17 protein-coding genes are annotated in these 24,534 nt (G+C 68.2%); 3 read left to right on the forward strand and 14 right to left on the reverse strand.

All coding sequences use genetic code 11. The features are described from left to right. Positions 1-116 precede the first annotated feature (116 nt). From era to hrcA, 8 genes are read right to left on the reverse strand one after another with little or no spacing between them, the layout of a single operon-like run. Entirely contained in the window at positions 117-1,016 is a 900-nt protein-coding gene (era, locus tag ACZYVJ_RS05725) for a GTPase Era (protein WP_463830137.1), read from the reverse strand. A gap of 1 nt (position 1,017) precedes the next feature. Beyond that, on the reverse strand, positions 1,018-2,319 hold the full coding sequence (locus tag ACZYVJ_RS05730) for a hemolysin family protein (RefSeq protein WP_463830138.1): 1,302 nt from the start codon (positions 2,317-2,319) through the stop codon (positions 1,018-1,020). 12 nt (positions 2,320-2,331) lie between these two features. Next, positions 2,332-3,600 carry a hypothetical protein gene (locus ACZYVJ_RS05735; protein ID WP_463830139.1) on the reverse strand — a complete coding sequence of 423 codons (1,269 nt, stop codon included), beginning with the start codon at positions 3,598-3,600 and terminating at the stop codon, positions 2,332-2,334. Further along, positions 3,597-4,130: an rRNA maturation RNase YbeY gene (gene ybeY, locus ACZYVJ_RS05740; RefSeq protein ID WP_007770263.1), complete on the reverse strand. Its 534-nt coding sequence runs from the start codon at positions 4,128-4,130 to the stop codon at positions 3,597-3,599. The genes ACZYVJ_RS05735 and ybeY overlap by 4 nt, the downstream gene beginning before the upstream one ends. A gap of 20 nt (positions 4,131-4,150) precedes the next feature. Further along, a complete protein-coding gene (locus ACZYVJ_RS05745; RefSeq protein WP_463830140.1) occupies positions 4,151-5,209 on the reverse strand; it encodes a PhoH family protein in 1,059 nt (352 codons plus the stop codon). 56 nt (positions 5,210-5,265) lie between these two features. After that, entirely contained in the window at positions 5,266-6,114 is an 849-nt protein-coding gene (locus tag ACZYVJ_RS05750) for a 16S rRNA (uracil(1498)-N(3))-methyltransferase (protein ID WP_463830141.1), read from the reverse strand. Positions 6,115-6,137: 23 nt separating this feature from the next. Next, complete coding sequence (dnaJ, locus tag ACZYVJ_RS05755; protein WP_463830142.1) at positions 6,138-7,286, reverse strand: molecular chaperone DnaJ; 1,149 nt, start codon at positions 7,284-7,286, stop codon at positions 6,138-6,140. Between the two features lie 58 nt (positions 7,287-7,344). Continuing rightward, positions 7,345-8,376 (reverse strand): heat-inducible transcriptional repressor HrcA, encoded by a 1,032-nt coding sequence (hrcA, locus tag ACZYVJ_RS05760; RefSeq protein ID WP_064878203.1) that lies wholly within the window; start codon positions 8,374-8,376, stop codon positions 7,345-7,347. Between the two features lie 202 nt (positions 8,377-8,578). Between hrcA and ACZYVJ_RS05765 the strand changes: the two genes are divergently transcribed. The 3 genes from ACZYVJ_RS05765 (at position 8,579) to ACZYVJ_RS05775 (ending at position 10,460) form a co-directional block, all read left to right on the forward strand. Continuing rightward, positions 8,579-8,893, forward strand: coding sequence for a type II toxin-antitoxin system VapB family antitoxin (locus ACZYVJ_RS05765; protein WP_463830143.1), 315 nt, complete (start codon positions 8,579-8,581; stop codon positions 8,891-8,893). Positions 8,894-8,970: 77 nt separating this feature from the next. Further along, positions 8,971-9,567 carry a carboxymuconolactone decarboxylase family protein gene (locus tag ACZYVJ_RS05770; protein WP_463830144.1) on the forward strand — a complete coding sequence of 199 codons (597 nt, stop codon included), beginning with the start codon at positions 8,971-8,973 and terminating at the stop codon, positions 9,565-9,567. Continuing rightward, complete coding sequence (locus ACZYVJ_RS05775; protein WP_463830145.1) at positions 9,564-10,460, forward strand: sigma-70 family RNA polymerase sigma factor; 897 nt, start codon at positions 9,564-9,566, stop codon at positions 10,458-10,460. The genes ACZYVJ_RS05770 and ACZYVJ_RS05775 overlap by 4 nt, the downstream gene beginning before the upstream one ends. Here the strand turns inward: ACZYVJ_RS05775 and ACZYVJ_RS05780 are convergent. The 6 genes from ACZYVJ_RS05780 to ACZYVJ_RS05805 form a co-directional block, all read right to left on the reverse strand. Then, on the reverse strand, positions 10,454-10,972 hold the full coding sequence (locus tag ACZYVJ_RS05780) for an MTB12 family secreted protein (protein ID WP_463830146.1): 519 nt from the start codon (positions 10,970-10,972) through the stop codon (positions 10,454-10,456). The two genes, ACZYVJ_RS05775 and ACZYVJ_RS05780, sit on opposite strands and share 7 nt — an antisense overlap. Positions 10,973-11,272: 300 nt before the next feature. Continuing rightward, positions 11,273-11,812, reverse strand: a complete 540-nt coding sequence (locus ACZYVJ_RS05785; RefSeq protein ID WP_463830147.1) for an MTB12 family secreted protein — start codon at positions 11,810-11,812, stop codon at positions 11,273-11,275. A gap of 227 nt (positions 11,813-12,039) precedes the next feature. After that, positions 12,040-12,255 (reverse strand): MbtH family protein, encoded by a 216-nt coding sequence (locus ACZYVJ_RS05790; RefSeq protein ID WP_463830148.1) that lies wholly within the window; start codon positions 12,253-12,255, stop codon positions 12,040-12,042. Then, entirely contained in the window at positions 12,236-13,522 is a 1,287-nt protein-coding gene (gene mbtG / locus ACZYVJ_RS05795) for an NADPH-dependent L-lysine N(6)-monooxygenase MbtG (RefSeq protein WP_463830149.1), read from the reverse strand. Before mbtG ends, ACZYVJ_RS05790 begins: the two co-directional genes overlap by 20 nt. Continuing rightward, positions 13,519-17,958 carry an amino acid adenylation domain-containing protein gene (locus ACZYVJ_RS05800; protein ID WP_463830150.1) on the reverse strand — a complete coding sequence of 1,480 codons (4,440 nt, stop codon included), beginning with the start codon at positions 17,956-17,958 and terminating at the stop codon, positions 13,519-13,521. Before ACZYVJ_RS05800 ends, mbtG begins: the two co-directional genes overlap by 4 nt. Continuing rightward, entirely contained in the window at positions 17,955-24,533 is a 6,579-nt protein-coding gene (locus ACZYVJ_RS05805) for an amino acid adenylation domain-containing protein (RefSeq protein ID WP_463830151.1), read from the reverse strand. Before ACZYVJ_RS05805 ends, ACZYVJ_RS05800 begins: the two co-directional genes overlap by 4 nt. Between the last annotated feature and the right edge of the window lies 1 nt (position 24,534).

The following is a 24,534-nucleotide window of genomic DNA, read 5'->3' on the forward strand; positions in this document are numbered from 1 at the left end:
CACATGCGTACCCTCTGGCTGACATATGGCCTTTTCCAAGTGCGCTAGCGCCGGCGCTAGCACACTTGAAACTCACCAATTGGTAGCGGTCGGCCGCGCAGAACGGGCTGTGACCGCTAAAAGCCCAGTCGGCCAAGCTGTTTGGGGTCGCTTTGCCAGTTCTTGGCGACCTTGACGCGCAGGTCGAGGTAAATCTTTGTGCCCAGGAGCTTCTCGATCTGGGCGCGCGCGGCGGTGCCGACTTCCCGCAGCCGGGCACCACCCTTGCCGATGACGATCCCCTTCTGGCTGTCGCGTTCGACGTAGAGCAGGGCGTGCACGTCGATCAGGTCGTCACGATCCTCCCGCGGATTGACCTCGTCGATCACCACCGCCAGCGAGTGCGGCAACTCGTCGCGAACGCCCTCCAGCGCGGCCTCCCGGATCAGCTCGGCCATCAGGACCTCTTCGGGTTCGTCGGTCAGCTCACCATCGGGGTAGTACGCCGGGCCCGGCGGCAGCGCGGCGGCCAGCACGTCGATCAAGATGCCGACCTGTGCGCCGGTCACCGCCGACACCGGCACGATTTCGGCGGAGTCACCGACCAACTCGCTGACCGCCACCAACTGCGCGGCCACCCGATCCTTGGGCGTCTTGTCGATCTTGGTGACGATCGCGACCAGGGTCGTCTTCGGTGCGGTCGCGCGGATCTGTTCGACGATCCACCGGTCTCCCGGACCGATCGCCTCATCCGCCGGGATGCACAGCCCGATCACGTCGACTTCGGAATAGGTATCGCGCACAAGGTCGTTGAGCCGCTTGCCCAGCAGGGTACGCGGGCGGTGCAGTCCGGGCGTGTCGACCAGGATGATCTGGAAGTCGTCCCGGTGCACGATGCCGCGGATGGTGTGGCGGGTGGTCTGTGGCCGCATCGAGGTGATCGCGACCTTGGTCCCGACGAGCGCATTCGTCAGCGTCGATTTCCCGGTGTTGGGACGGCCGACGAAACATACGAAACCGGAACGGAATTCAGTCATGCTACTCGGATTCCTCGCCATCGGATGAACCGTCGGATTCGGCCGGGCTGAGCAGGACGGTGTTGATCCGTACCCGGCCCCGGTGATCGGTGCCGCCTTCGGCCTGCAGCCGCAGGCCGTGTGACACCACCTCGGCGCCCGGCAGCGGAACCCGGCCCAACTCCAGCGCGAGCAGGCCGCCGACGGTGTCGACGTCGAGATCGTCGTCGAATTCCACGTCGTACAGCTCGCCCAGATCCTCGATCGGCAGCCGCGCCGACACCCGGAAGTGCTTGTCGCCCAGGTCTTCGATCGGCGCCGTCTCCGCCTGGTCGTACTCGTCGGCGATCTCGCCGACGATTTCCTCCAGCACGTCTTCGATGCTGACCAGGCCGGCGATCGCGCCGTACTCGTCGACGAGCAGAGCCATGTGGTTGCGGTCGCGCTGCATTTCCCGCAGCAGCGAGTCCAGAGGTTTGGAGTCGGGCACGAAGACCGCCGGCCGCATCACCTTCGACACCGGCGGGGTCCGGCCGCCGTCACCGGACAAAACCGTCTGCTGGACAAGGTCTTTCAAGTACACGACGCCGACGATGTCGTCGACGTTCTCACCGATCACCGGGATGCGGGAATGCCCGCTGCGCACCGCCAGGTTGATGGCCTGGCTGGCGAACTTGTCGCTTTCGATCCAGATCATCTCGGTGCGCGGCACCATCACCTCGCGGGCCGGGGTGTCACCGAGCTCGAAGACCGACTGGATCATCCGGCGCTCTTCGGCGGCGACCACGCCTCGCTGCTGGGCCAGGTCGACCACCTCACGCAATTCGATCTCGGAGGCGAACGGCCCGTTCCGCAGGCCCCGCCCTGGAGTGACCGCGTTACCCAGCACCACCAGCAACCGGCTGATCGGCATCAACAGCCACGAGATCGCCTGCAGCGGAAGCACCGTCGTCAACGCGATGGAGTAGGCGTTCTGCCGGCCAAGGGTGCGCGGCCCCACCCCCATCACGACGAAGCTGGTCACCACCATGATGGTCGCCGCGCCGAACAAACCCCAGCGCAACCCGAAGTTGTCGTAGAGGAACACCACCAACAGCACGGTCGCGGTGATCTCGCAGGTGATCCGCAGCAGCACCACCAGGTTGATGTAGCGGGGCCGTTCCGACATCACCTTGGACAACGCCACCGCGCCGGGGCGCTCGTCGCGCACCAACTCCTGAACCCGGGCCAGCGAGACCGTGCTGATGGCCGCATCGATCGCCGCGAACAGTCCGCCCAGCGCGATCAGCGCGACCGCGCCGAGCAGCTCAGACCAGCCCGTCAATTGTCGACATACCTAGGTGTCAGCGTCCTGCTCCTCGGTCCGGCTCCGGCGAGCGAGCAGCCAGGCGATCAGGCCCACCACGACCGCGAATCCACCGAAGCGCAGCGCCAACGTCCAGCCGGATTGGTTGGGCTGACCGGGCTCCTGGTGGTGGACGGCGAGCAGCACCAGGAAGCTGCCATCGTCGATCGGGCCGACGCCCGGCGTCGGCTGGGTCTTGATCACCCTGATCTGGGCGGGGGCGCTGCTGGAGGTGTCAGTCTGCCCCCAGGCCAGGGTGGAGTCGTCGAGCAGGAAGCTGTCCTGGCCACCCGCCGGTTGGCTGCCGTCGTGACCCACCACCGACACGTGGCCCACTTCGATGGTCTCGCCCTTGGCGGGGACGAACACGGTGACGTTCTCGTACAGCTTCGGGGGCGTCGGCGGCTTGTAATCGGGTGGCGGCGGGCCGTTGTACCCGTTCAGCGGTATCGAACCCCCGCCATAAAAGCTGCCGGCCGCCACATAGCTGTCACCGACCGCGGTGAACGGGACGACGCCGACGGTCGTCGCGTCGAGCACCATCCGCGCTCCGCGCGGCAGGTACGCCTGCTGGTACGCGCCGTTGTAGAAGTAGCGGAAGGTGATCGGCTGATTCAGCGGGTTGTAGATGGTCGGGCGGCGGTAGGCATCGTCGTAGTCGAGGTAGTCCCAGTGGCGCGGCCGGACGAACTTCTGGTCGTCGACCTTGAGGATGTCGACGTTGTCCCGGTGCGAACTCACCACGTTCTGCACCTGCTGGTTGAAATCGATCTGGGTGGGCGGCTTCGGCGGGTTGGCGGGGTCCACGCGGGTCACCGGCGCGGCCTTGGCCGCCGCGATCGCCAGGGACGGCGCATCCAGCCCGCGCGGCGGTGCCACCACCGGGGCGTTCCGTGGTGCGTCCGGACCCGGCGGCGGGATCTCGAGAACCGGGACGTTCTGACCCGCGTTGGGCGGCGGCAGGACCAGCGGGTTCTGCGCCGGCGGCGGCATCGGCGGGGGCTCGTACACCGGAATGGGAACTTCCGGGGCCCGCGTCGGCGCGTTGCTCGGTGGCCCCGCCACCCCGCGGTGATCCTCGTTGCACACGTTCGCGGTGTGGTAAGCGTTCACGTAGAACATGCAGTGCTGGCAGGCAACCGGGTTCGATCCCGCGCCCACACAGGGCGCCGCCTGCGCCACCGAATCGGTGGCGGTGACCAACACCGCCAACGGTGCGAATGCGATGGCGGCTGCCGCCAGAATATTGAGTGGCCTCAATTGTCGAAATACCTTGACTTGTCAAGCAATCGGCGGTCCCGCTCCTCTTGGCGGTCCTGGCGGTAGGCCTCGACCTGATCGGCGACCCATTCTTCGAGCAGCCGGTCCTGCAGGGCGAACATCTCCTTCTCCTCGTCGGGCTCGCCGTGGTCGTAGCCGATCAGGTGGAGCACGCCGTGGATGGTCAGCAGCGCCAGTTCGTGTCCCAGGCTGTGCCCCGCCGAGGCGGCCTGGCCGGCCGCGAATTCCGGGCACAGCACGATGTCGCCCAGCATCGAGGGGCCCGGCTCGGGGGCGTCCGGACGCCCGCCCGGCTCGAGCTCATCCATCGGAAAGCTCATCACGTCGGTCGGGCCGGGCAGATCCATCCAGCGCATGTGCAGGTCGGCCATCGCGGCGGTGTCCAGCAGCACCATCGACAGCTCGGCCGCCGGATTGACGTCCATCTTGGCGATGACGAACCGCGCGACGCTGATCAGTTCGGCTTCGGAGACGTCGATACCCGATTCGTTGGATACCTCAATGCTCATAAAACCCGCTCACCGCACCATCATCGACGACCGCGCGAGCCCGTCGCCCGCCGCGATGCCCGGTTCATCGTCAGACCGGGCTCTTCAAACTTCGCATAGGCGTCGACGATCTCCGAGACCAGCCGGTGGCGAACCACGTCCACGCTGGTCAACTCCGATACGTGGATGTCGTCCACGCTGTCCAGGATTTCCATCGCCGAGCGCAGGCCCGACTTCGCGCCGCCCGGCAGGTCGACCTGCGTGATGTCGCCGGTGACAACGATCTTCGAGCCGAAGCCGAGCCGGGTGAGAAACATCTTCATCTGCTCGGCGGTGGTGTTCTGCGCCTCGTCGAGGACGATGAACGCGGAATTCAACGTGCGTCCGCGCATGTACGCCAGCGGCGCCACCTCGATGACCCCGGCGGTCATCAGTTTGGGAATCAGTTCGGGATCCATCATGTCGTACAGCGCGTCATACAACGGCCGCAGATACGGATCGATCTTCTCGCTGAGCGTGCCGGGCAGAAAGCCAAGGCGCTCACCGGCTTCCACGGCCGGGCGGGTCAAGATGATGCGGCTGACCTGTTTGGTCTGCAGGGCGTTGACCGCCTTGGCCATCGCCAGATAGGTCTTGCCGGTGCCGGCCGGGCCGACCCCGAAGACGATGGTGTTGGCATCGATGGCGTCGACGTAGCGCTTCTGGTTGAGCGTCTTGGGCCGGATCGTCTTTCCCCGCCGCGACAGGATGTCCAGCGTCAGCACTTCGGCCGGTGACTCGTCGTCGGTGCCGGCCAGCATGGCGACGCTGTGCCGAACCACCTCCGGGGTCAGGGACTGCCCCCCGGCGACGATGGCGACCAGCTCGGAGATCACCCGCTCGGCGAGCGCGACGTCGGCGGGCTCACCGGCGACGGTGACCGCATTGCCGCGCACGTGCAGGTCGGCATTCAGGCTGCGCTCCAGGGCCCGCAGATTCTGGTCAGCCGAACCCAACAGGCCCATCACGACATCGGGCGGAACGTCGATGCTGCTGCGAACCTGAGCAGAGGCCGGGACGGCTCCGGCTGCGTCAGCAGCGCTGGTCTCGCGGGGCGTCACGTGGCTCTCGATGCCTGCTTTCTCGGCTTGTCGGTGGGTTGCTGGGCCGTCTCAGTCTACGCCGAGGGCCCGGGTTGGTCAGTGTTCAGCAACGTACTCGAAGGCGACCCGGTGTCGCGAACCTGCAGCTTGAGGCCATTTGCCGGGATGTCACCGCGCTGGTCCCAGCGCGGTGTCAGCACGCCGAGCGCGCCCAGGGCCACCGCCGCGGCGGTCGACGTCCGCAGCACCTGGGGACCGAGCCGCACCGCCGCCGCGCCCGCGTCGGACAGCGCCGCCATCTCGTCGTCGGCGATCCCACCTTCGGGGCCGACGACCAGCAGTAGTGATTTCGCTTGTGCCAACTCGATATCCGCAAGCCGGTCGGTGGCCGACTCGTGCAAAGCCAGCGCCGTCGCCCCGGCGGCCACCTCGTCGCGGATCCGCCGCGTCAGCTCCGCGGTGGACAGCACGCCGTCGACCGGCGGGATGTGCGCCCGACGGGATTGCCGGGCCGCCGACCGGACGACCGCGCGCCACCGGCGCAACCCCTTGTCGACCCGGTTGCCCTGCCAGTTGGCCACGCACCGCGCGGCCTGCCACGCCAGGAACGCGTCGGCGCCGGCTTCGGTCGCCAGCTCGATCGCCAGCTCCGAACGCTCCGACTTCGGCAGCGCCTGCACAACCGTCACGGCCGGGGATCCCGGCGGGACGCTCCAGCGCTCGAGCACCCGCGCGCGCAGGCCGTCGCGTCCGGCGTGCTCCACCTCGCAGTTAGCCAGGGCTCCGGCGCCGTCACCCAGCACGAGTCGCTCGCCGGGACGGATGCGCCGCACGGTGGCGGCGTGAAAGCCCTCGTCACCGCCCAGCACGACAAGCGAGCCGGGCTGCGGCAGATCGTCGAGGTAGAACAGCGTCGCGACCATGTGCGCGCCTTCGAGGCTTCCGGCTAGCGTCCGGTGAAGGTTTCGCGGAGCCGGCTGAACAGGCCGCCGCCGGCGTGGGTCGAGCGGATCTCGGGCACGTCGCGGCTGCGGCGCGTCTTGAGCTCGCGCAGCAATTCGGTGTCGCGGTGATCCAGCCGGGCCGGAACCACCACCTCGACGTGCACATGCAGATCGCCGCGGGTGCCGGACCGTAGGTGCGGCATGCCGTGGCCGCGCAGCGTGATGACCGACGCCGGCTGGGTGCCGGGCGGGATGGTGATCTCGCTGACGCCGTCCAGAATGGCGTCGACGGTGACGGTGGCGCCCAGCGCCGCGTCGACCATCGGCACCGACACCGTGCAGTGCAGGTCGTCGCCCTCGCGGACGAAGACGTCGTGGGGCTGTTCGTGCACCTCGACGTACAGGTCACCGGCCGGACCGCCGCCGGGCCCGACCTCACCCTGGGCGGCGAGCCGCACGCGCATGCCGTCGCCGACACCGGCCGGGATCTTGACGCTGATCTCGCGGCGGGCCCGCACCCGGCCGTCGCCCATGCACTGGTGGCACGGGTCGGGAATGACGACGCCGACGCCACGGCAGGTCGGGCACGGCCGTGAGGTCATCACCTGTCCCAGCAGCGAGCGCTGCACCGTCTGGACCTCGCCGCGGCCACCGCAGGTGTCGCACGGTACCGGCGCCGAATCGCCGTTGGTGCCCTTGCCCTGGCATCGGTCGCACAGCACCGCGGTGTCGACGGTGACCTGCTTGGTGACGCCGGTGGCGCACTCCTCGAGGTCGAGCCGCATCCGCAGCAGCGAGTCCGAGCCGGGCCGCACCCGCCCGATGGGGCCGCGGGAGCTCGCGCCGCCACTGAAACCGCCGCCGAAGAAGGCCTCGAACACGTCGCCCAGGCCACCGAATCCGGCGCCGAATCCGCTGCCCGCCGCGGCCGCGCCTTCCATCGGGTCACCGCCCAGGTCGACGACCCGCCGCTTCTCGGGGTCGCTCAGTACCTCGTAGGCGACGCTGATCTCCTGGAATTTCGCCTGCGCGGCCGCATCCGGGTTGACGTCCGGATGCAGTTCGCGCGCCAGCTTGCGATACGCGCGCTTGATCTCCGCGTCGCTGGCGTTTCTGCTCACGCCGAGCAGCCCGTAGTAATCGCGTGCCACGCTTGACTCTCCTATACCTGGTCTTTACCCCGCGCCAACCCACCCTGCGGTTGCGCGTTCATCGAGCACCCAGGACTTCGCCGATATAAAGGGCAACCGCAGCAACGCTGGCAATAGTTCCCGGATAGTCCATCCGGGTGGGCCCCAGCACACCCATTCCCCCGTAAACGGTGTCGGAGGTGCCGTAGGCGGTGGTGACCACGGAGGTGCCCAATATCTGCTCGGCGGCCGTCTCGTGGCCGATGCGCACCGTCACCTTACCGGCTTCCTGCTGGGCGGCCAGCAACCGCAGCACCACCACCTGCTCCTCCAGCGCTTCCAGGATGGAGCGCAACGAGCCACCGAAATCGGCCGCGTTGCGGGTCAGGTTGGCGGTACCGCCCAGCAACAGGCGCTCTTCGGTGTGTTCGACGAGGGATTCCAGCAACACCGTCGCCGACCGGCCCACGGCGTCGCCCAGGCCGTCCGGGCTGCGTAGCTGTCCGGCGAGGTCGGCCACCGCGACCGAGGCGGCCGACAGCTTCTTGCCCACCAGCGCCTGGCCGAGCATCTCCCGCAGCTGAGAAAGTTCGTGGTCGTCGATGACGTCACCGAGTTCGACGACCCGCTGATCCACCCGGCCCGAGTCGGTGATGACGACCATCAGCAGCCGCGCGGGGGTCAGGGCGATCACCTCGAGGTGGCGCACCGTCGACGACGACAGCGTGGGGTACTGCACCACGGCCACCTGCCGGGTCAGCTGCGACAGCAGCCGCACCGCCCGGCGCAGCACGTCGTCGAGGTCGACCCCGGACTCGAGGAAGCTCTGGATCGCGCGCCGTTCGGCCGAGGACAGGGGCTTGACGTCGTCGAGCCGGTCGACGAATTCGCGGTAGCCCTTCTCCGTGGGCACCCGCCCGGAACTGGTGTGCGGCTGGGCTATGTAGCCCTCGGCCTCGAGCACCGCCATGTCGTTGCGGACGGTTGCGGACGAGACGCCCAGGTTGTGGCGCTCCACCAACGCCTTGGAACCGATCGGTTCCTTGGTGGCGACGAAGTCGGCGACGATGGCGCGCAACACCTCGAACCGACGGTCATCGGCACTTCCCACCGGCCGCCACCTCCTTCGATAAGATCTTGACCGGATTCATTTTACGGGCTCGGGTGGTGCCGACCGTTACCAGCGGCGGTTCGGCGGATTCGGTGGCCGCAGAGCTTTCTTCAAAGGCATCAGTGCTGACGAACGTCGCTCCGGCTAGCCTTTCCAGAATGAACCGGTCGGGCCACAGCTATGAGTCGGGGAAGGTCGGCCGATGATCTTCAAGGGCGTACGCGACGGCAAGCCGTATCCCGAACACAACTTGTCCTACCGGGATTGGTCCCAGATACCGCCGCAGCAGATCCGGCTCGACGAATTGGTCACCACCACAACGGTGCTCGCACTGGACCGCCTGCTCTCCGAGGACTCCACCTTCTACGGCGATCTCTTCCCGCACGCGGTGCGGTGGAAGGGCATCACCTATCTCGAAGACGGCCTGCATCGCGCGGTGCGCGCCGCGCTGCGAAACCGCACCGTCTTGCACGCTCGGGTGTTCGACATGGATATGCCGCTGGGCGCGCCCGGGTAAGTGTCACGTTCGGGCCTCGCCGCGTGTCGACCTAGTAAGGACGTTGGTTAACAACACAACCTGCCAGGAGGGTCGCCATGCCAAGGCTGCAAGGAGTCTCCGACCGCGACGCCGGCCTCGGCGCCAAGATCGCGTTCTATTTCACCAAGCGCAAGCTCGCGCACATGACCGGGCTGGAAACCGCGGGGATGCTGGAACCGCTGCGGATGTATGCGCACATCCCGCGATTGCTCAACGCCTACGGCAAGTTGGAGCAGGCCGAATCGAAGCTGGACGTCCTCAGTCCCCGCCAGCGAGCGCTGGCCGAGCTGAAGGCGGCGACGACGGTGGGCTGCGAGTACTGCATCGACCTCGGCTCACAGATCGCGCGCCGCTGGGGCATGACCGACGAAGAGCTGTTGGCCCTCTCCGATTATCAGAACGCGCCGTGCTTTTCCGACGTCGACAAGCTGATCCTGCGGTATGCCACCGCGATCAGCCGCACCCCGGTCGAGGTGAGCGATGAACTGTTCGACGCGCTGCGCGCGCATTTCGATGCCGCACAGCTCGTCGGTCTGACCCACGTGATCACGCTGGGCAACCTTCGGGCCCGTTTCAACATCGCGCTCGACATCGGATCGTCGGGCTTTTCCGGTCAGCGGGTGTGCGCCCTACCGGAGACCGATCGTTCGTGACGACCGAAGCGTCATTGGCGGCACGCTTCGAGGCGGCCCGACCGCAGCTGGGCGCCATCGCCTACCGCATGCTGGGCTCGATCGACGACGCCCAGGATGCGGTGCAGGAGGCGTGGCTGCGGTTGAGCCGCGCGGCCGAGTCGGACGGCGGGGACAGCATCGCCAACCTGGACGCCTGGCTGACCACGGTGGTGGCACGCATCTGCCTGAACATGTTGCGCGACCGCCGGATTCGCGGCGGCGAGGAGCTGGTCGGTCACCTGCCGGATCCGATCGTGGAGGCAGAGGGGGAATTCGACCCCGAGCACCGCGCGATGCTGGCCGACGCGGTGGGGCTGGCGCTGTTCGTGGTGCTGGACACGTTGCCGCCGGCCGAGCGGCTGGCGTTCGTCCTGCACGACGTCTTCACCGTGCCGTTCGATCAGATCGCGACCATCGTCGACCGGACGCCGGACTCGGCCCGCAAACTCGCCAGCCGGGCCCGACGCCGAATCGAGCAGGCCGATCCGGTTCCCGACGGCACGTTGGCCGCGCAACGCGAGGTGGTCGACGCGTTCTTCGCGGCGGGGCGCAGCGGCGAGTTCGACCGCCTGGTCGCGGTGCTGGATCCCGACGTGGTGTTGCGGGGTGACTTCGGCGCCACCAGGGCCGTCTTCCGCGCCCAGGGCGCGGCCTCGGTGGCCGAGCTGGCCCGCGGTTACGCGGGCCCGGAGCGCGAGGCGCGTGCCGCGACCGTCAACGGTGCCGCCGGCGCGGTGATTTTCATCGCCGGCCGTGCGGCATCCGTCATGGGTTTCGTGGTGCGCGATGGCCGGATCCGCGCGATCGATGTGCTCGCGGATCCGGCCCGCATCGCCCGGCTAGACCTACGCGCCGTGCGCGCAGGTCACTGACCGGCGGCCTGCAGCAGCTCCATCGCCGACGCCCGCGACAGCACCCAGCCGCCTTGGTTGACGAAGGTGACGTTCTGCGTGACCGGCGACGGCAGCTTGGGGCCGGAGACCGCAACGTCGGCGGTCGCCGAACCGGCCGCGGCCGGCTGGATGTTCGTGACGTCGAACGACAGCGGCAGGTCGCCGTTCTTGGCGGCCTTCTGCAGCTTCTTGTCCGCGACGTGCGCTTCCATACCACTGATGCCACCCTGCACCAGATTGCTCTTGCTGTTGAACGACACGTTCGGGTCGGCGAGGCTGTTGAGCACGCCCGTCAGCTGATCGGGAGTCGGCACGTTGGCACCGGCGACCGGCTGTGCCGGCGGATCCTGCGGAAGCGGCGCACCGACGGTGGCGAGCCGCACCCCGGCGGCCAGCGAAGTCGGGGTCGCGACGGAGGCGATGCCGGCGGCGGCGCCCCCGACGATGGCCAGCGCTGCCACTGCGGTGGCCAGGGTCTTAACGGTCTTCATGGTTCCCCCTTCGGTGGGCACGAATTTCGACGCATTGCAATCCGCACCGCCATTCGGCGGCTCAGATCGTGTAGGTGTGCCCGTTGCGTCTGGTATTTCGTGTCTAGGCACCGATACGTTACGGCGATCCGATGTGGAAAAAACCAGAGCAAACTGTGCGCCGGCTGTGCGAGGACGCGGGTTGGTGTCCGCCGGGCGACAGGTCATGAGGGGAACTGAAACGCAAAACCCCATGCGCCGCCTTGCGGGGCGCATGGGGTCTGCTTGAATCGCTGTTGCCCGGCGAATTCGCCGAACTGTCTAGTTGGTCGCCGTCGCCGCCTGAATCAGTGCGATCGCCGCGTCGTGCTGCAGGACCCAGTTTCCGTTCTGGTTGACGAACACCAGGTGCTTGTTGACCGGCCCGGCGAACTTCGGGCCCGTGATGCCGACATCGGCCTGGGCCATGTTCGGGCCCGCCGGCGCGATGTTCGTCACGTTGAACTGCTCTGGGAAGTTCCCGTTCCGATAGGCCTTCCGCAGGTCGTGGTCGGCCACCATACCCTCGTTTTGAGGGACGCCGTTTTCAATGAAGTTGGTCTTGTCCCTGTAGTTGACGCCGGGGTCGGTTACCTGGTTGCAGAGGTTGGCCAACTGATCCGCCGTCGGCAACTGCCCCGGCGCTCCCGGCGGCGGGGGCGGAGGCGGAGGCGGCGGGTCCTGCGGCAGTGGCGCGCCGACCGCAGCCAGTTGCACCTGATCCAGGCCGATCGGTGCTGCAATGGAAGCCACACCGGCGGCGGCGCCGCCAATGGCGGTCAGTGCCGCCACCCCCGTGGCAATGGACTTCACGGATTTCACAGGTCCCCCTTCGGTGCACATGGACCGCGGCGGAAATCCTGCGGATCGCCGCACACGGTCACACGTCTTCATGGTTGAAGATGGTGTAAGTGTGCCCTGTGACTCCGCAATTTGTGTCTCAGGTCGGTCACGTTACGACGACGCTACGATCGCGACGTGCGAAAACACGCTAATTGCTCTGTGCCGCAAGCGTGTAGCGGCAAGAATCCGCCCCCGCAGACCCCGTGCTACTCCCCGGCGAGCGCCTGGATCAAGCTCTTGGGGCGGATGTCCGACCAGTTCTGTTCCACGTAGTGCAGGCAGTCCGCCCGGCTGGCTTCGCCGAACACCACCCGCCAGCCGGCCGGCGTGTCAGCGAAGGTCGGCCACAGGCTGTGCTGGTCCTCGTCGTTGACCAGCACCACAAAGGTGGCGTTGTCGTCGTCAAAGGGGTTGGCGCTCATCGTGTCTCCTTCTCACGGGATACTTGGACGGGCTGACGGTGGATCCCAACACCCGGTCGGATAGCAGTCCAAGGCAGCTCAGGTTGGGAAACCCCGGCCCCTGGGTAAGTCCCGACAGGTTCGGCAGGAACAACTTCGGTGTCACGTCTGTGACGGCCAGGTCATAACCTATCGCCTCCTGCAGCCGTTCCGAGGTCAGGGGCCCACCCAGACCGAGTTCTAGCAGATCAAGCGCGTCCTGGCTGAATAGTGGTGCGAACCAAAGCGAGTCAGCGCCGGACCCGTCGATGACGAGATCAAACCCGTGTACCGTCTCCAGGTTCTCGCTGCCGCGGTTGGTGGACAGTGTCAACCGGATCTGCCCCTCCTTGCCCACCGCGTGGGCAACGCGGCCACGCAGGTGGTGGATGCGATCGTCGGCCAGCAACGCTTCCTGCACGTTGGACGAAAAAACCCCGCGGTCGGTGCGGGCCAACGCGTCGCGGCGCTCGGCAAGCGTGAGCGCGGGCCAGTTGGTGGGATCGGAGAACAGCGAGTTCTCGAAAAACCCCTCGCCGCGGGTGAACAACGTGGCTTGCGGCGAAATCACGGTGATGCTGGAAACCCGGTGCCGGAACAGCTCATAGAGCATCGCCGCGGCCGTCTCGCCACCGCCGATCACCGCCACCCGCTCCGCATTGATCCGGTCGTGGTTGGCGGCGCGGTCCCAGAACTGGGCGATCGACAGCATGCGCGGATTGCCGGGAAGCAAAGACTTTTCGGCCTGCCCAGGGCCGGTGATCATCAACGCATCGGCGTGCACGGTGGTCTCGTGCGTGTGCAGCGCCCAGCGGTCCCCGGTGATCGCCAATCGTTCGACATCACCGTGCACCACGTTCATGCCGACGTGATGCGCGACCCAACTCAGGTACTGGCTCCATCGGCGATGCGTCGGCGCCGGCCTGCCGCGGTCGATCCACTCGGCGAACGACGCTGTCGCGATCAGATAGGACTGCCAGCTGTAACGGGTCATCCGCTCGTCGAGTTCGGCGTTACGGCGCGGCACCAGCGCCGAGCGGTAGGGAAACCCGACGTCCTTTTCAGGGCTGGTGCCCAGCCGGTGCGCGCCGTCGGTCCAGCCGCCGCTGGCCTGCCAGTTCGCCGCGACGCCGATCCGCTCCACCGCGACCACGTCGGGGACTTCGACGCCCATTTCGCGCAGCGCGAAGGCCTTGGCGGCCACGGCCACGGCCTTGGCGCCGGCACCCACGATCGCAAGTGTGCTCATTTCACCATCTCCCGCAGCGAATCAATCCAAAGTTCTTGTAGCGCGCTAATATCCGTGTCATCGAGGATGTCGGGCAGGGCGCGCCACTGCGCGGCCAGAACCCGCTCCCCGTCATAGCTCAGCACCATCGCGGCGATGGTCAGCTCGTGTCGCACCGCCAGTTCCGGCTCCGGCACCGGCGACGAGCCGGCGAGTAGCTCGCGCTCGAGCCGCAGTCCCGTGCCGCCGTCCGTGTGCGCGGCGCCGAGATAGTTCAGCAGCAGCTGCGGAGGCGCATAACGGGCGAGCCGCTCGGCGGTGTCGTCCCGCAAGTAGCGCAGCAGCCCGTAGTCGAGTCCATCGCCGGGGATCGCCGCCAACTTCTCCCCCACCTGCTGCGGATCCGTCGAGTCAATCCGCACCGGGTAGATGGAACTGAGCAACCCGACCGTGTCGCCGGTGTCGATAGTGTGTGCGCCCGGCCCGTCCACCAAACTGTCGGCGCGGCCGTGTGTTTCGAGTGCCAGCAACGGGGATGGGGTGGCCTGGCGGCGCATCTCGCGCCAGCGCGTCACCGTCGCCGCGGTCGCGGCCACCAGCAGCGTGGGCAACGACAGGCCCGAATCCAGCAGCCGGCGGGTGATGTCGGCGTCGGTGACTACGTTGCGGACGATCAGGTCGCGAGCCCGATCGCGGCTCGGATCGAGGCGGCGGGCACCGAGGTCGGGATCGTCGCCGTCCAGTTGGGACGTCCAGAATTGCACCGTGTCCAACCGACGTGCCCGCGCGGTGAGCGCGCCCGCCCAGCGCCGATAGCTGGTGTGTTCGCGGATGGGCGCCGGCGAGTGGCCGGTGGTCGAGGCCGTCAGGGCGGCACCGAGCTCACCGAGGACCACGCGCCACGACGCCGGGTCCAGCGCGACGACGTGCGCGGCCAGCAGCAGAACGCTCTCCCCCGTCGGGGGTCGCAACCACACGGCGGACAGCAGCGTTCCGCGTTCGGGGTCCAGGCGGTCGACGGCCTCGGCGACGTGGGCGGGCACCGCTGCGGCCAGATCGCCAACCACCTCAACCTCTTTGACCGCGTCGATGATGTCGGCGGCGGGCACCGGAACCAGGGTCATGGTGGAGCGGTCCACCCGGGTGCGCAGCACCTCGTGGCCCTCGACGATGCTTGCCAACGCCGCGTCCAAGTCCTCGCGGCTCAGCATCTCGGGCAACCGGATGGCTTCGGTCTGTGCGAGCCTGCGCGGGTCGCCGAATTCGTAGAGCCATCGGCCGTTGGGCAGCAACGGCATTGGTCCAGATCCCGTGTCCGCCTGCTGGGCAGTGGCCGTGGTTTCCGAGTCGATCGCCTCGGCCAGTTCGCGGATGTTGCTGCACTCGAGGATGAGCCTGGCGCGCAACGCGATTCCGCGTGAGCGCGCCGCTTGTACCACCGACAGCGCCATGATGCTGTCCACGCCCAGCTGCAGGAAGTCCGCGGTGACGTCGATGCGCGGTTGCCCGAGCAACTCGGCGAGCAGTTCGGCCAGCGCGGATTCCGTGGCGGTCTCGGGCGTCGCCGCGCCGACCTGCGATTCGGCTTCGTCGATGGCGGCCAGCGCGGTCTCGTCCAGCTTTCCGTTGGGGGTCAACGGGATTTCGTCGACCAGGATGATGCGCTGCGGAACCATGTAGCGCGGCAGCCGGGTGCTGAGCATGCCCCGCAGCTCCGACGTCGTGGGCCGGTCGGCCCCAGTGTCGGTGGCGACGTACGCGGTGAGCCGCGCGACGCCCCGGCGCTGCTGCACCAGCACCCCCGCGTGCCGCACGGCCGGGTGCGATTCGAGCGCGGCCGCGATCTCCCCGGGTTCGACGCGGTGGCCGCGGATCTTCACCTGGGCATCGGCGCGTCCCACGTATTGCAGTGAGCCGTCGGGCATCCGACGCACCAGATCGCCGGTGCGATACATCCGTTCGGCCGCCCCAAACGGGTCGGCGACAAAGCGCGCCGCGGTCTCCGGCGCGCGGCCCAGGTAACCACGGGCCAGCTGGGCGCCGCCCAGATACAGTTCGCCGGTCGCCCCGCACGGCACCGGGCGCAGCGCGGAATCCAGCACGTAGCCGCGGGTGTGCCGGGTCGGCCGCCCGATGGCTGGCTCGTCGTGCTCGGCGATGGTGGCGACCACCGCCTCCACTGTGGTCTCGGTGGGCCCGTAGCAGTTGTAGGCCGTCATCGCCGAAGTGCCGCAGGTGTTGCGGATCCGGGCCCAGGCCGCGCTGCCGAGCGCCTCGCCGCCCAGTGCAAGCACGGTCAGCGGCGCCTCGGTCAGCAACCCGAAAGCCTGCAGTTGGGCGAACATCGACGGGGTGGTGTCGATCATGTCGATGCCCTGCGCGGCGATCAGCGTGACGAGCGCTTCGGCATCGGTCTGGGTCTGCTCATCGACGACGTGTATTCCGTGTCCGTCGAGCAGGCCGACCAGCGGCTGCCACGCCGCGTCGAAGGCGAACGACCAGGCGTGGGCGATGCGCACCGGCCGGCCGAGTTTGCTTGCCGCGGGCCGCAATACGCGGTTCAGATGGTCATCGGCGTAGGCGCCCACCGCGCCGTGGGTTCCGATGACGCCCTTGGGTTCTCCCGTGGTGCCCGAGGTGAACACGACATATGCGGCCTGCGCGGGCGGAACGTCCACGGGGTTGAAGTCGTCATCGTGCGGTTCGCCGGCCGCGAGCAGCTCCTCGGTCAGCTGGTCGTCCAACACGATCGACGCGCCCGATTGGCGCAGGATCGAGTCCACCCGTTCGGGGGGCATTCCCGGCTCCATCGGCACGCACATGCCGCCGGCCTTGAGCACGGCCAGTATCGCGATGATGTAGTGCGGGCCGCGCGACAGCCTGATGCCCACCGGTGTTTCGGGCATGACCCCCTGGTGGGCGAGTCGCGCCGCCAGCCGGGTGGCATGAAGATCCAGCTCGCGGTAGCTCAGCGCGCCACCCGCCCAGCTGACCGCCGGGTCGTCCGGTGCACGGGCCGCGACGTCGGCGAACCGGGCGTGGATGCTCAACGGCGACAACGGCGTTGCCGCGCCGGCGGCCCGCAGCGGGTCGGCCTCGTCGTCCAGCAGGACGCTGACGTCGCGCAGCGGACTCTCCCAGCCCTGCAGCAGCCTCTCGGCGGCGGTCAGCACCCGCTGCCCGAATATGGTGGCCGGAATGGCGCCCAGCGCTCCGTCCATCGCCTCGATCAACACCACCAGCTCGCCGCCTTCCATGTGGGCGGCGATCGCGATCGGGAAATGCGACAGGGTTTGCAGGGCGGACGGCCGGAAAGTCGCACCGCCGGCGGTCAATTCGCCACCCGCGGTCAGCCCGTCCATCGGGAAGTTCTCGTAGACCAGCAGGGTGTCGAACAGCTCCCCGACCCCGCCGAGGGCGCGGAGCTGGGCATGCCCGAGATAGCTGTGCTCGCGCAGCAGCGCCGCGTTGCGCTGCACGGCGCGGCACTGCTCGCCGGCCGTCGCGGCCGGGTCGAGCCGCACCCGCAGCGGCACGGTGTTGATGAACAGACCGACCATGGTCTCGACGCCGGTCAGTTCGGGCGGCCGACCGGAAACCGTGACCCCGAAAACAACGTCGCGGGTGTCGGTAAGCCGCGACAACACCAGGGCCCACGCCATTTGCATCAGGGTGTTGACGGTGATGCCGCGCGATCGGGTGCCTTCGACCAGCCGCGTGGCGATGTCGGCCGGCAGTCGCAGCTTCGTGGTGCGGGGCAGCGCCGTCTGCTGCCCGTCGGTCGGATCGATGGACCCCAGCGAAGCGGCGAGCAGGGTGGGGCCCGGCAGTCCGGCCAGGTGCTCGCGCCAGACCCGTTGGCTGGTTTCCGGATCGCGGCTCGCCAGCCAACCGATGTAGTCGCGGTAGGGTCGCGGCGCCGTGGGCAGCGCCGATAGATCGCCGCCGGCCTGATAGAGGATCATCATCTCGTTGACGAACACCGGCAACGACCATCCGTCGATCACGATGTGATGGGCGGTGAGCACCAAACGCCATCGTGCGCCGGGCAATTCGATCAGCAGGAAGCGGATGGCCGGTCCGCGTTCCAGATCGAACGGTCGCCGGCGTTCGCCGGTTTCCAGCACGGGCACGTCCTCTGGCGTGGCGGCGACCTGCCGCCAGGGCAATTCGACGCGGGACGGCACGATCTGTACCGGCCGCGGGATTCCCCGGCTGAAGAAGCTGGCTCGCAGGTTCGGGTGCCGCACCAACATCTGCTCCGCGCACTCACGTAGCAGTGCGATGTCGAGTTCGCCGGAGATGTCGGCCGCTATCCCGATGACGTACGGGTCGTCCGCCGCTTCACCGTCGGCGAATTCGGCGAGCGTGGTCAGCGAATACAGGCCCTCCTGCAGCGGGCTCAGCGCCATCACATCCTCGATGTCGGGCGCGACATCGGTTCTGGCAGCTGTCATGTCGTGCCTTCGCGCGACGACGAGAAGAGTTGCGTCACTGCAGCCAGATCGGAGGGCGACAGTCCGGACGTGCTCATCGGCTCGAAACGGGTGTCGGTCGGCTGCTCGCCCTGTTCGATGACGGCTCTTCCGTCACCCAGGGCATCCAGCGCGGCGGCCAACTGCTGCACCGTCGGGTTCTCGAATATCATCCGCGGGCTCACCGCCAGGCCGGCCGCCCGGGCCCGCGAGGCGAGCTGCACGGACAGGATGCTGTCGCCGCCGAGGGCGAAGAAGTCGTCGAAGCGACCGACGTCGGGGGTCGACAGCAATTCCGCGAACACCTTGGCCAGCGCCCGTTCGGTGTCGGTGCGCGTCGGTTCTGTCTGCCCGCCGGTGCTGACGGCAGGCCGAGGCAGCCCGGGCCGGTTCAGCTTGCCCGATTCGGTTTTCGGTAGGACGTCGAGCACGGTCAGCGACGACGGCAGCATGTAGCCCGGCAGGGTCGTGGAGATCGCCGCGCGCACCTCCCCCGCGAATGTCGCCTTCGCGGCGTCATCGGTGAGCGGGCGTTGCGGCACAACATATCCGGCCAGCGAAGTGCCGCCGTGCACCTCCCAGGTGCGGGCCGCTGCGGCCGCGACGCCGTCGGCGCCTGCCAGGGCCGCCTCGACCTCGGCCAACTCGACGCGGAAACCGCGGACCTGCACCTGGTGGTCGGAACGTCCGACGAACTCCAGTCGGCCCTCCTCGGTCCACCGGGCCAGGTCGCCGCTGCGGTACAACCGCGAACCAGGCTCGGCGCCATACGGATTGGCGATGAACCGCGTCGCGGTCAGGCCCGGGCGTTTCCAGTATCCTCGAGCGAGCTGGTCACCGGCGTAGTACAACTCGCCCACCACGCCAACCGGCACGGGACGCAGCCCGTCATCGAGCAGGTAGGCCTGCGCGCCCGGGACCGGCTTGCCGACAAGCGGATTGGGCAGGCCCAGCGGCCCGCGGGACACCGCGCCGGAGGTCTCGGTGGAACCGATGTTGTTCAGCAGCTCGGTGCCGACGCCGTTCTGGTCGGCGCACACCGATACCAGCCGGTGCAGCAGCGCCGTGCTCACCGGTTCCCCACCGCAGACCAGCCGCGAGAGCGCGCGCACGGCGTCGGGCCGGCTGTCCACCAGCGCCGACACCAGGCTGGGCACCGCGGTGACCTGGGCCACCGAATACCGATTCATCAAGTCCCCGAGGGCCTCCGGGTCTCGATGCTCGGCGTCGTCGGCCAGGATCATGGTCGCGCCGGCCGCCAAGCCGGCCAGCATCTCCATGCCGCCTTCGAGGAAGGTGATCGAGGCCTGTGCCAGTCGAACGTCGTCGGTTCGCGGCGGGTAGTGCCGCAACTGCCAGTCGAGCCGCGCGGCCATCGAGCGATGCGTCCCCACCGCGCCTTTCGGCTTGCCGGTGGACCCGGAGGTGAAGACCAGGTACATCGGGTCATCGGGGTGCGGCAGTCGCACATCCCTCGACAGCGGATCCACGTCGTCGCTGTCGACCTTTGCGCGTACCTGTGGATCGTCCAGCGAGATCAGCTGGACCCCGGGCACCTGCGGCATGGTGTCCACCGCTTCGACCGTCGCGACCACGACCGGCGGTTGCACGTCATCGAGCATGAATTGCTTTCGCGCCGGCGGATATCCGGGATCGATGGGGAAGTAACCGGCGCCGGCTTTCATGATGGCCACGAGCGCCACCACCAGGTCGATGCTCCGCCGGGTCGACAGCCCGACCAGCGACCCGGGGCCCACTCCGTTGCCGACGAGCAGCGCGGCCAGGTTGTCCGAACGGCGGTGCAGCGCAGCGTAATCGATGCTCTGCTCGCCGCAGCGCACCGCGATGCGGTCGGTGCCCCACGCCCGGCTGGGTTCCAGCAGTTCCGGAATGGTACGCGGCCGGTCGTGCGGCGGCTGCTCGCCGCGGCTCCAATCCTGCAGAATGCGGTGCTGTTCCGCGGCATCGATCAGCCGGACGTCTCGCAGCGTCTGATCGACGTCATCGGCGAACTCGGTGAGTGCGCGGGCCAGCCATTCGGCCAGCCGCTCGATGGTGGGCCTGGCGTAAAGCTCGGTGCGGTAGATGACATTGCAGTTGTAGCCGATGTCGCCGGAACCGTCGGTGCCGAAGAAGTTGACGCTCAGATCGGCGTGCGCCATGTCGAAGATGGGGTCCAGCGAGGTGCATACGGTGTCCTGCTCGCCGCTGCCCGCTGCCGCGGTCTCGATGACCCGGGTGGCGGACAGGTGATCCCGGACGTGCACGACGACCTGGAACAGCGGATTGCGTGACAGCGAGCGCACCGGGCTGACGCTGTCGACGACGCGATCGAACGGCAGGTCCTGGTGGGCGTAGGCGGCCAGCGCGGTCTCCCGGGCCCGCTTGAGCAGTTCACGCAGCGTCGGGTTGCCCTCCATGTCGTTGCGCAGCACCAGGATGTTGACGAAGAATCCGATCAGTTGGTCCAACTCGGCTTCGGTGCGGCCGGCGACCGGGGTGCCCAGTGGAATGTCGGTTCCGCCACCGGCTTTGTGCAAGACCACGGCGACGGCCGTTTGCAGCAGCATGAATTCGGTGATACCGAGCTCGCGGCACAGCTCGCCGAGCTTGGCGCGGGTGGCCGAGTCGATCTGGAAGTCGACGGACTCCCCTTCGCCGCTGGGCACCGGCTGGCGCGGGAAGTCCGGGCGCAGCCCGGTGTCCTCCGGCATCCCGGCCAGTTGCCGGGTCCAGTACTCGCGCTGGTCGCCGGCGATGGCGGATTCCTGGCCGCTCGCGTCACCCAGGAACGTGCGCTGCCACGCCGCATAGTCGGCGTACTGCACGCGCAGCGGGGCCCAGGACGGCGCCTCTCCGCCACGCCGGGCCCGATAGGCCGTCATCACGTCGGAGAACAACACGCCCGCCGACCAATGGTCGGAGGCGATGTGATGCACCACCAGCGACAGCACGTGCTCGCCCGCGTCCTCGGTGCGCAGCACGGCCACCCGGAGCGGCAACTCAGCATCCAGTTCGAAGCAGTGGCACCGCTCGACATCGAGCTGCTCTTGCAGCCAGGCATCGTCCGGTCCCTCCTCGCGGCGCACAGGAACCTCGACGCCGGCCGGTTCAACCACCTGATAGGGCACGCCGTCCAGCTCGACGTAGCTGGTGCGCAGGATTTCGTGCCGGGCGACGACATCGCCGACGGCGGCGATCAACGCATCGATGTCCCACGGTCCGGTCAGCTTGGCCGCAAAAGGAATGTTGTTGACCCGGCTGGGCCCGTCCACGCGGTAGGCGAACCAACTGCGCAGCTGCGACGCCGACAGCGGCATGGGTTCGTCATGCGCGGTGGTGATCAGCTTGGGCCGCGACTGTGTCAGTTCGCCCGCACTCAGTTGGTCGATCCGCTCGGCCAACGTCCCGACCGTCGCTAGTTCGAACACGTCGCGGATGCCGATTTCCACGCCACACTCCGCGCGGATCGCGGTGACCAGTTTGGTGGCGACCAGCGAGTGGCCGCCCAGATCGAAGAACGAGTCGTCGACGCCCACCCGCTTGTGGCCGAGCAACCCGGAAAACAGTTGGGCGATGTGCCGTTCGGTGGGGGTGGTGGGGTCGCGGTATTCGGTGGCCGCCGCGATCTGCGGTTGCGGCAGCGCGGCGCGGTCGATCTTCTGGTGCGCGGTGATCGGGATCTCGTCGAGGACCACGTAGGCGGCCGGGGTCATGTAGTCCGGCAGCGCGGCGGCCACCCGGGCCCGGATGCGCTCGACGTCAACCGTTTCCGTGCCGGCGCCCTGGGCCGGGGTCACGTACCCGACCAGGCTCTTGCCCAACTGGGGCAGGTCCATGGCCAGCACGATTGCCTGCCCGACGCTGGGGTCGACCGAGATGGCGGCCGCGATTTCGCCCAGCTCGATGCGGAAGCCGCGGATCTTCACCTGCTCGTCGGCGCGGCCGACGAACTCGATGTCGCCGCTGGCGTTGCGGCGGGCCAGGTCTCCGGAGCGGTACATCCGGCCGCCGGGCGTGAACGGGTCGGCGACGAAGCGCTCGGCGGTCAACTGCGGTCTGCGGTGATATCCGTGCGCGACATGTGTTCCGGCGATGTAGATCTCGCCGATAACGCCGACGGGAACCGGTTGCAACGCGTTGTCGAGGAGATACACCTGCGTGTTGATCTTGGGCCGGCCGATCGGCACCACCCGGGTGCCCTGGGTGCCTTCGACCGGGTAGCTGGTGCAGTTCACCACCGTCTCGGTCGGTCCGTAGAAGTTGTGCAACGACGCGTCGAAGGTGGCGTGGAACTTGTCGGCGATCTCGCCGGGCAGGGCCTCCCCGCCGATGGGCACGCGGCGCAGGGTCCGCCACTGGCTGACGCCGGGCAAGGACAGGAAGAGCCCCAGCAGCGACGGCACGAAGTGCATCGACGTGATGCCCTCGCAGGCCAGCAGGTCGGTGAGGTAGCCGATGTCGCGCAGTCCGTCGGGCCGCGGAATCACCAAGCGGGCGCCCATGATCAGCGTGCCGAAGATCTCGCCCATAGACACGTCGAAGCTGGGCGAGGCGACCTGCAGCAGCCTATCGGTGTCGTCGATCCGGTATTCGTCGCCGAACCAGACGAAGTACTCGGCGATGGGCGCGTGGGGCACCGGAACACCCTTGGGCAGCCCGGTGGAACCCGAGGTGTAGATCAGGTATGCGGTGTTCTGCGGGCTCAGCGGCCGGATCAGCTCGGCGGGCGCGCTGGCCGGATAGCGCGCGGCATCGGTAATCGGCTCGCGCAGCACCAGTTTCGCGTCCGCATCCTCGAGAATGAAGCTCAGCCGGTCGTCCGGGTAGGTGGGATCCACCGGCAGATAGACCCCGCCCGCTTTGAGCACCCCGAGCGCGGTGATGACCAATTCGGGGGACTTGTCCAGCAGCACCGCGACGCGATCCTCGGTGCCGATCCCCCGCTCGATGAGCCAGTGCGCCAACCGGTTCGACTCTTCGTCGATTTCCCGGTAGGAGTAGGCGCGTCCTTCGTAGACCACGGCGACGGCATCGGGGGTGAGCCCGGCCCTCCGGCTGACCAGCTCAGGCAACGTGGCAGCCGGGGTGACGAATTCCTCGCCGGTCGACACCGCGCGCAGCCACTCGGCGTCGTCGTTGCTCATCAACGCGCACGCCGACATCTTCACGTCGGGGTCGGACAGCAGGCCGTCCAGCAGGGCGGCGTAGTGACGCAGCAATTGCTCGACCAACTGCTGATCCATCACCTCGACCAGGTACTCGGCCTCAACCAAGCCGGCTCCAGAGCCGTCCGGTGCCCGGTCCAGCTCGACCATCAGACTCAACGGCAACTGGTTGAAATGACCGCGCAATTCGCCGCGCTCGCAGCGCACGCCCGGCGGGCAGAAGCCGGCGCCGTCGGGCTCCCGTTGCCCGAAGCTCACCCGGGTCATCCGGTCCGCGCCATGCCGACGATCCGGATTCGACTCGCGCACCAGCCAGTCCAGGTCGGCGCGCGAATGGGCGAAGGCGCCCACTGCGTCCTCACGGGTTTCGGCCAGCAGCTCGCGAAACGTCTGGTGCGACCGGGGCCGCAGCCGGATCACCACGGTGTTGCCGTAATACCCGATGACATCCTCGGTGCCCACGCCGCGGTTGAGCACGGGGGCCGCCACCAGGAAGTCGGTCGACTGCGTATACCGGTGCACCAGCGCGGCGAACGCGGCCATCAACACCATGTACGGCGTGGCGCCCGTCTCGCGGGCCAGCGCCGCCGCCCGCTCGACGGTATCCGCCGACAGCGGCGCGAAGGCGCGCTGTGCGCGCCAGGTGGTGGGCACCACCGAACCGTTGGGCCCGGGCAGCTCGAGGGGCTCCGGGAGGTCAGCCATCCGCGGTCGCCAGTAGTCCAGGTCCGCCGGACGAATGGCGGTCGCATCCGCGGCGAGGTCCCTGCGCACCCGGCCATCGGCGAAACCGGCCGGGTCGGTGTATGCGCGGGTCAGATCGGCGAAGAAGGGCGCCCACGAGCCGTCGTCCCAGGCGATGTGGTGGGCGGTGATCAGCAGCATCAGTTCGTCGTCGGCCAGGCGCGCCGCCGTGACTCGCAGCGGTGAATCCTTGCTCAGGTCGAATGGCCGGCGAAAGTCCCGCTGCGCCAGCACATCCAGCCGTAGCCGGCGCGCCTGGTCGGTCAGCCCGGTCAGGTCGTGTTCGGCCCATTCGGGCCGCAGGTCCGCACGGATAACTGGGTGCGGGTCGCCCTCACTGTCGGTGGCGTACGTCGTATGCAACGCCGGGTGTCGCGCGGCGACGGCGTCGACAGCACGGTGCAACTGCGCGTTGTCAACGGCGCCGGACAGGCGGTATGAGACGCAGATGTTGAGCAGCGCGCTGTCGGGATCGACGGACTGCACGAACCACATCCGGTGCTGGCCGACCGACATGCGCGGTTCGTCGTCGGTCGCGACCGCCGCGGCCGTCGTCTTGGCCAGGCCGCGTTCAGCGAGCTTGCGGCGCAGTAATTCCAGCCGCTCATCATCGAGGCGGGTGCTGACGCCGGTGGTGTCTGTCACG

This window comes from Mycobacterium sp. IDUB_3, from assembly GCF_055419585.1.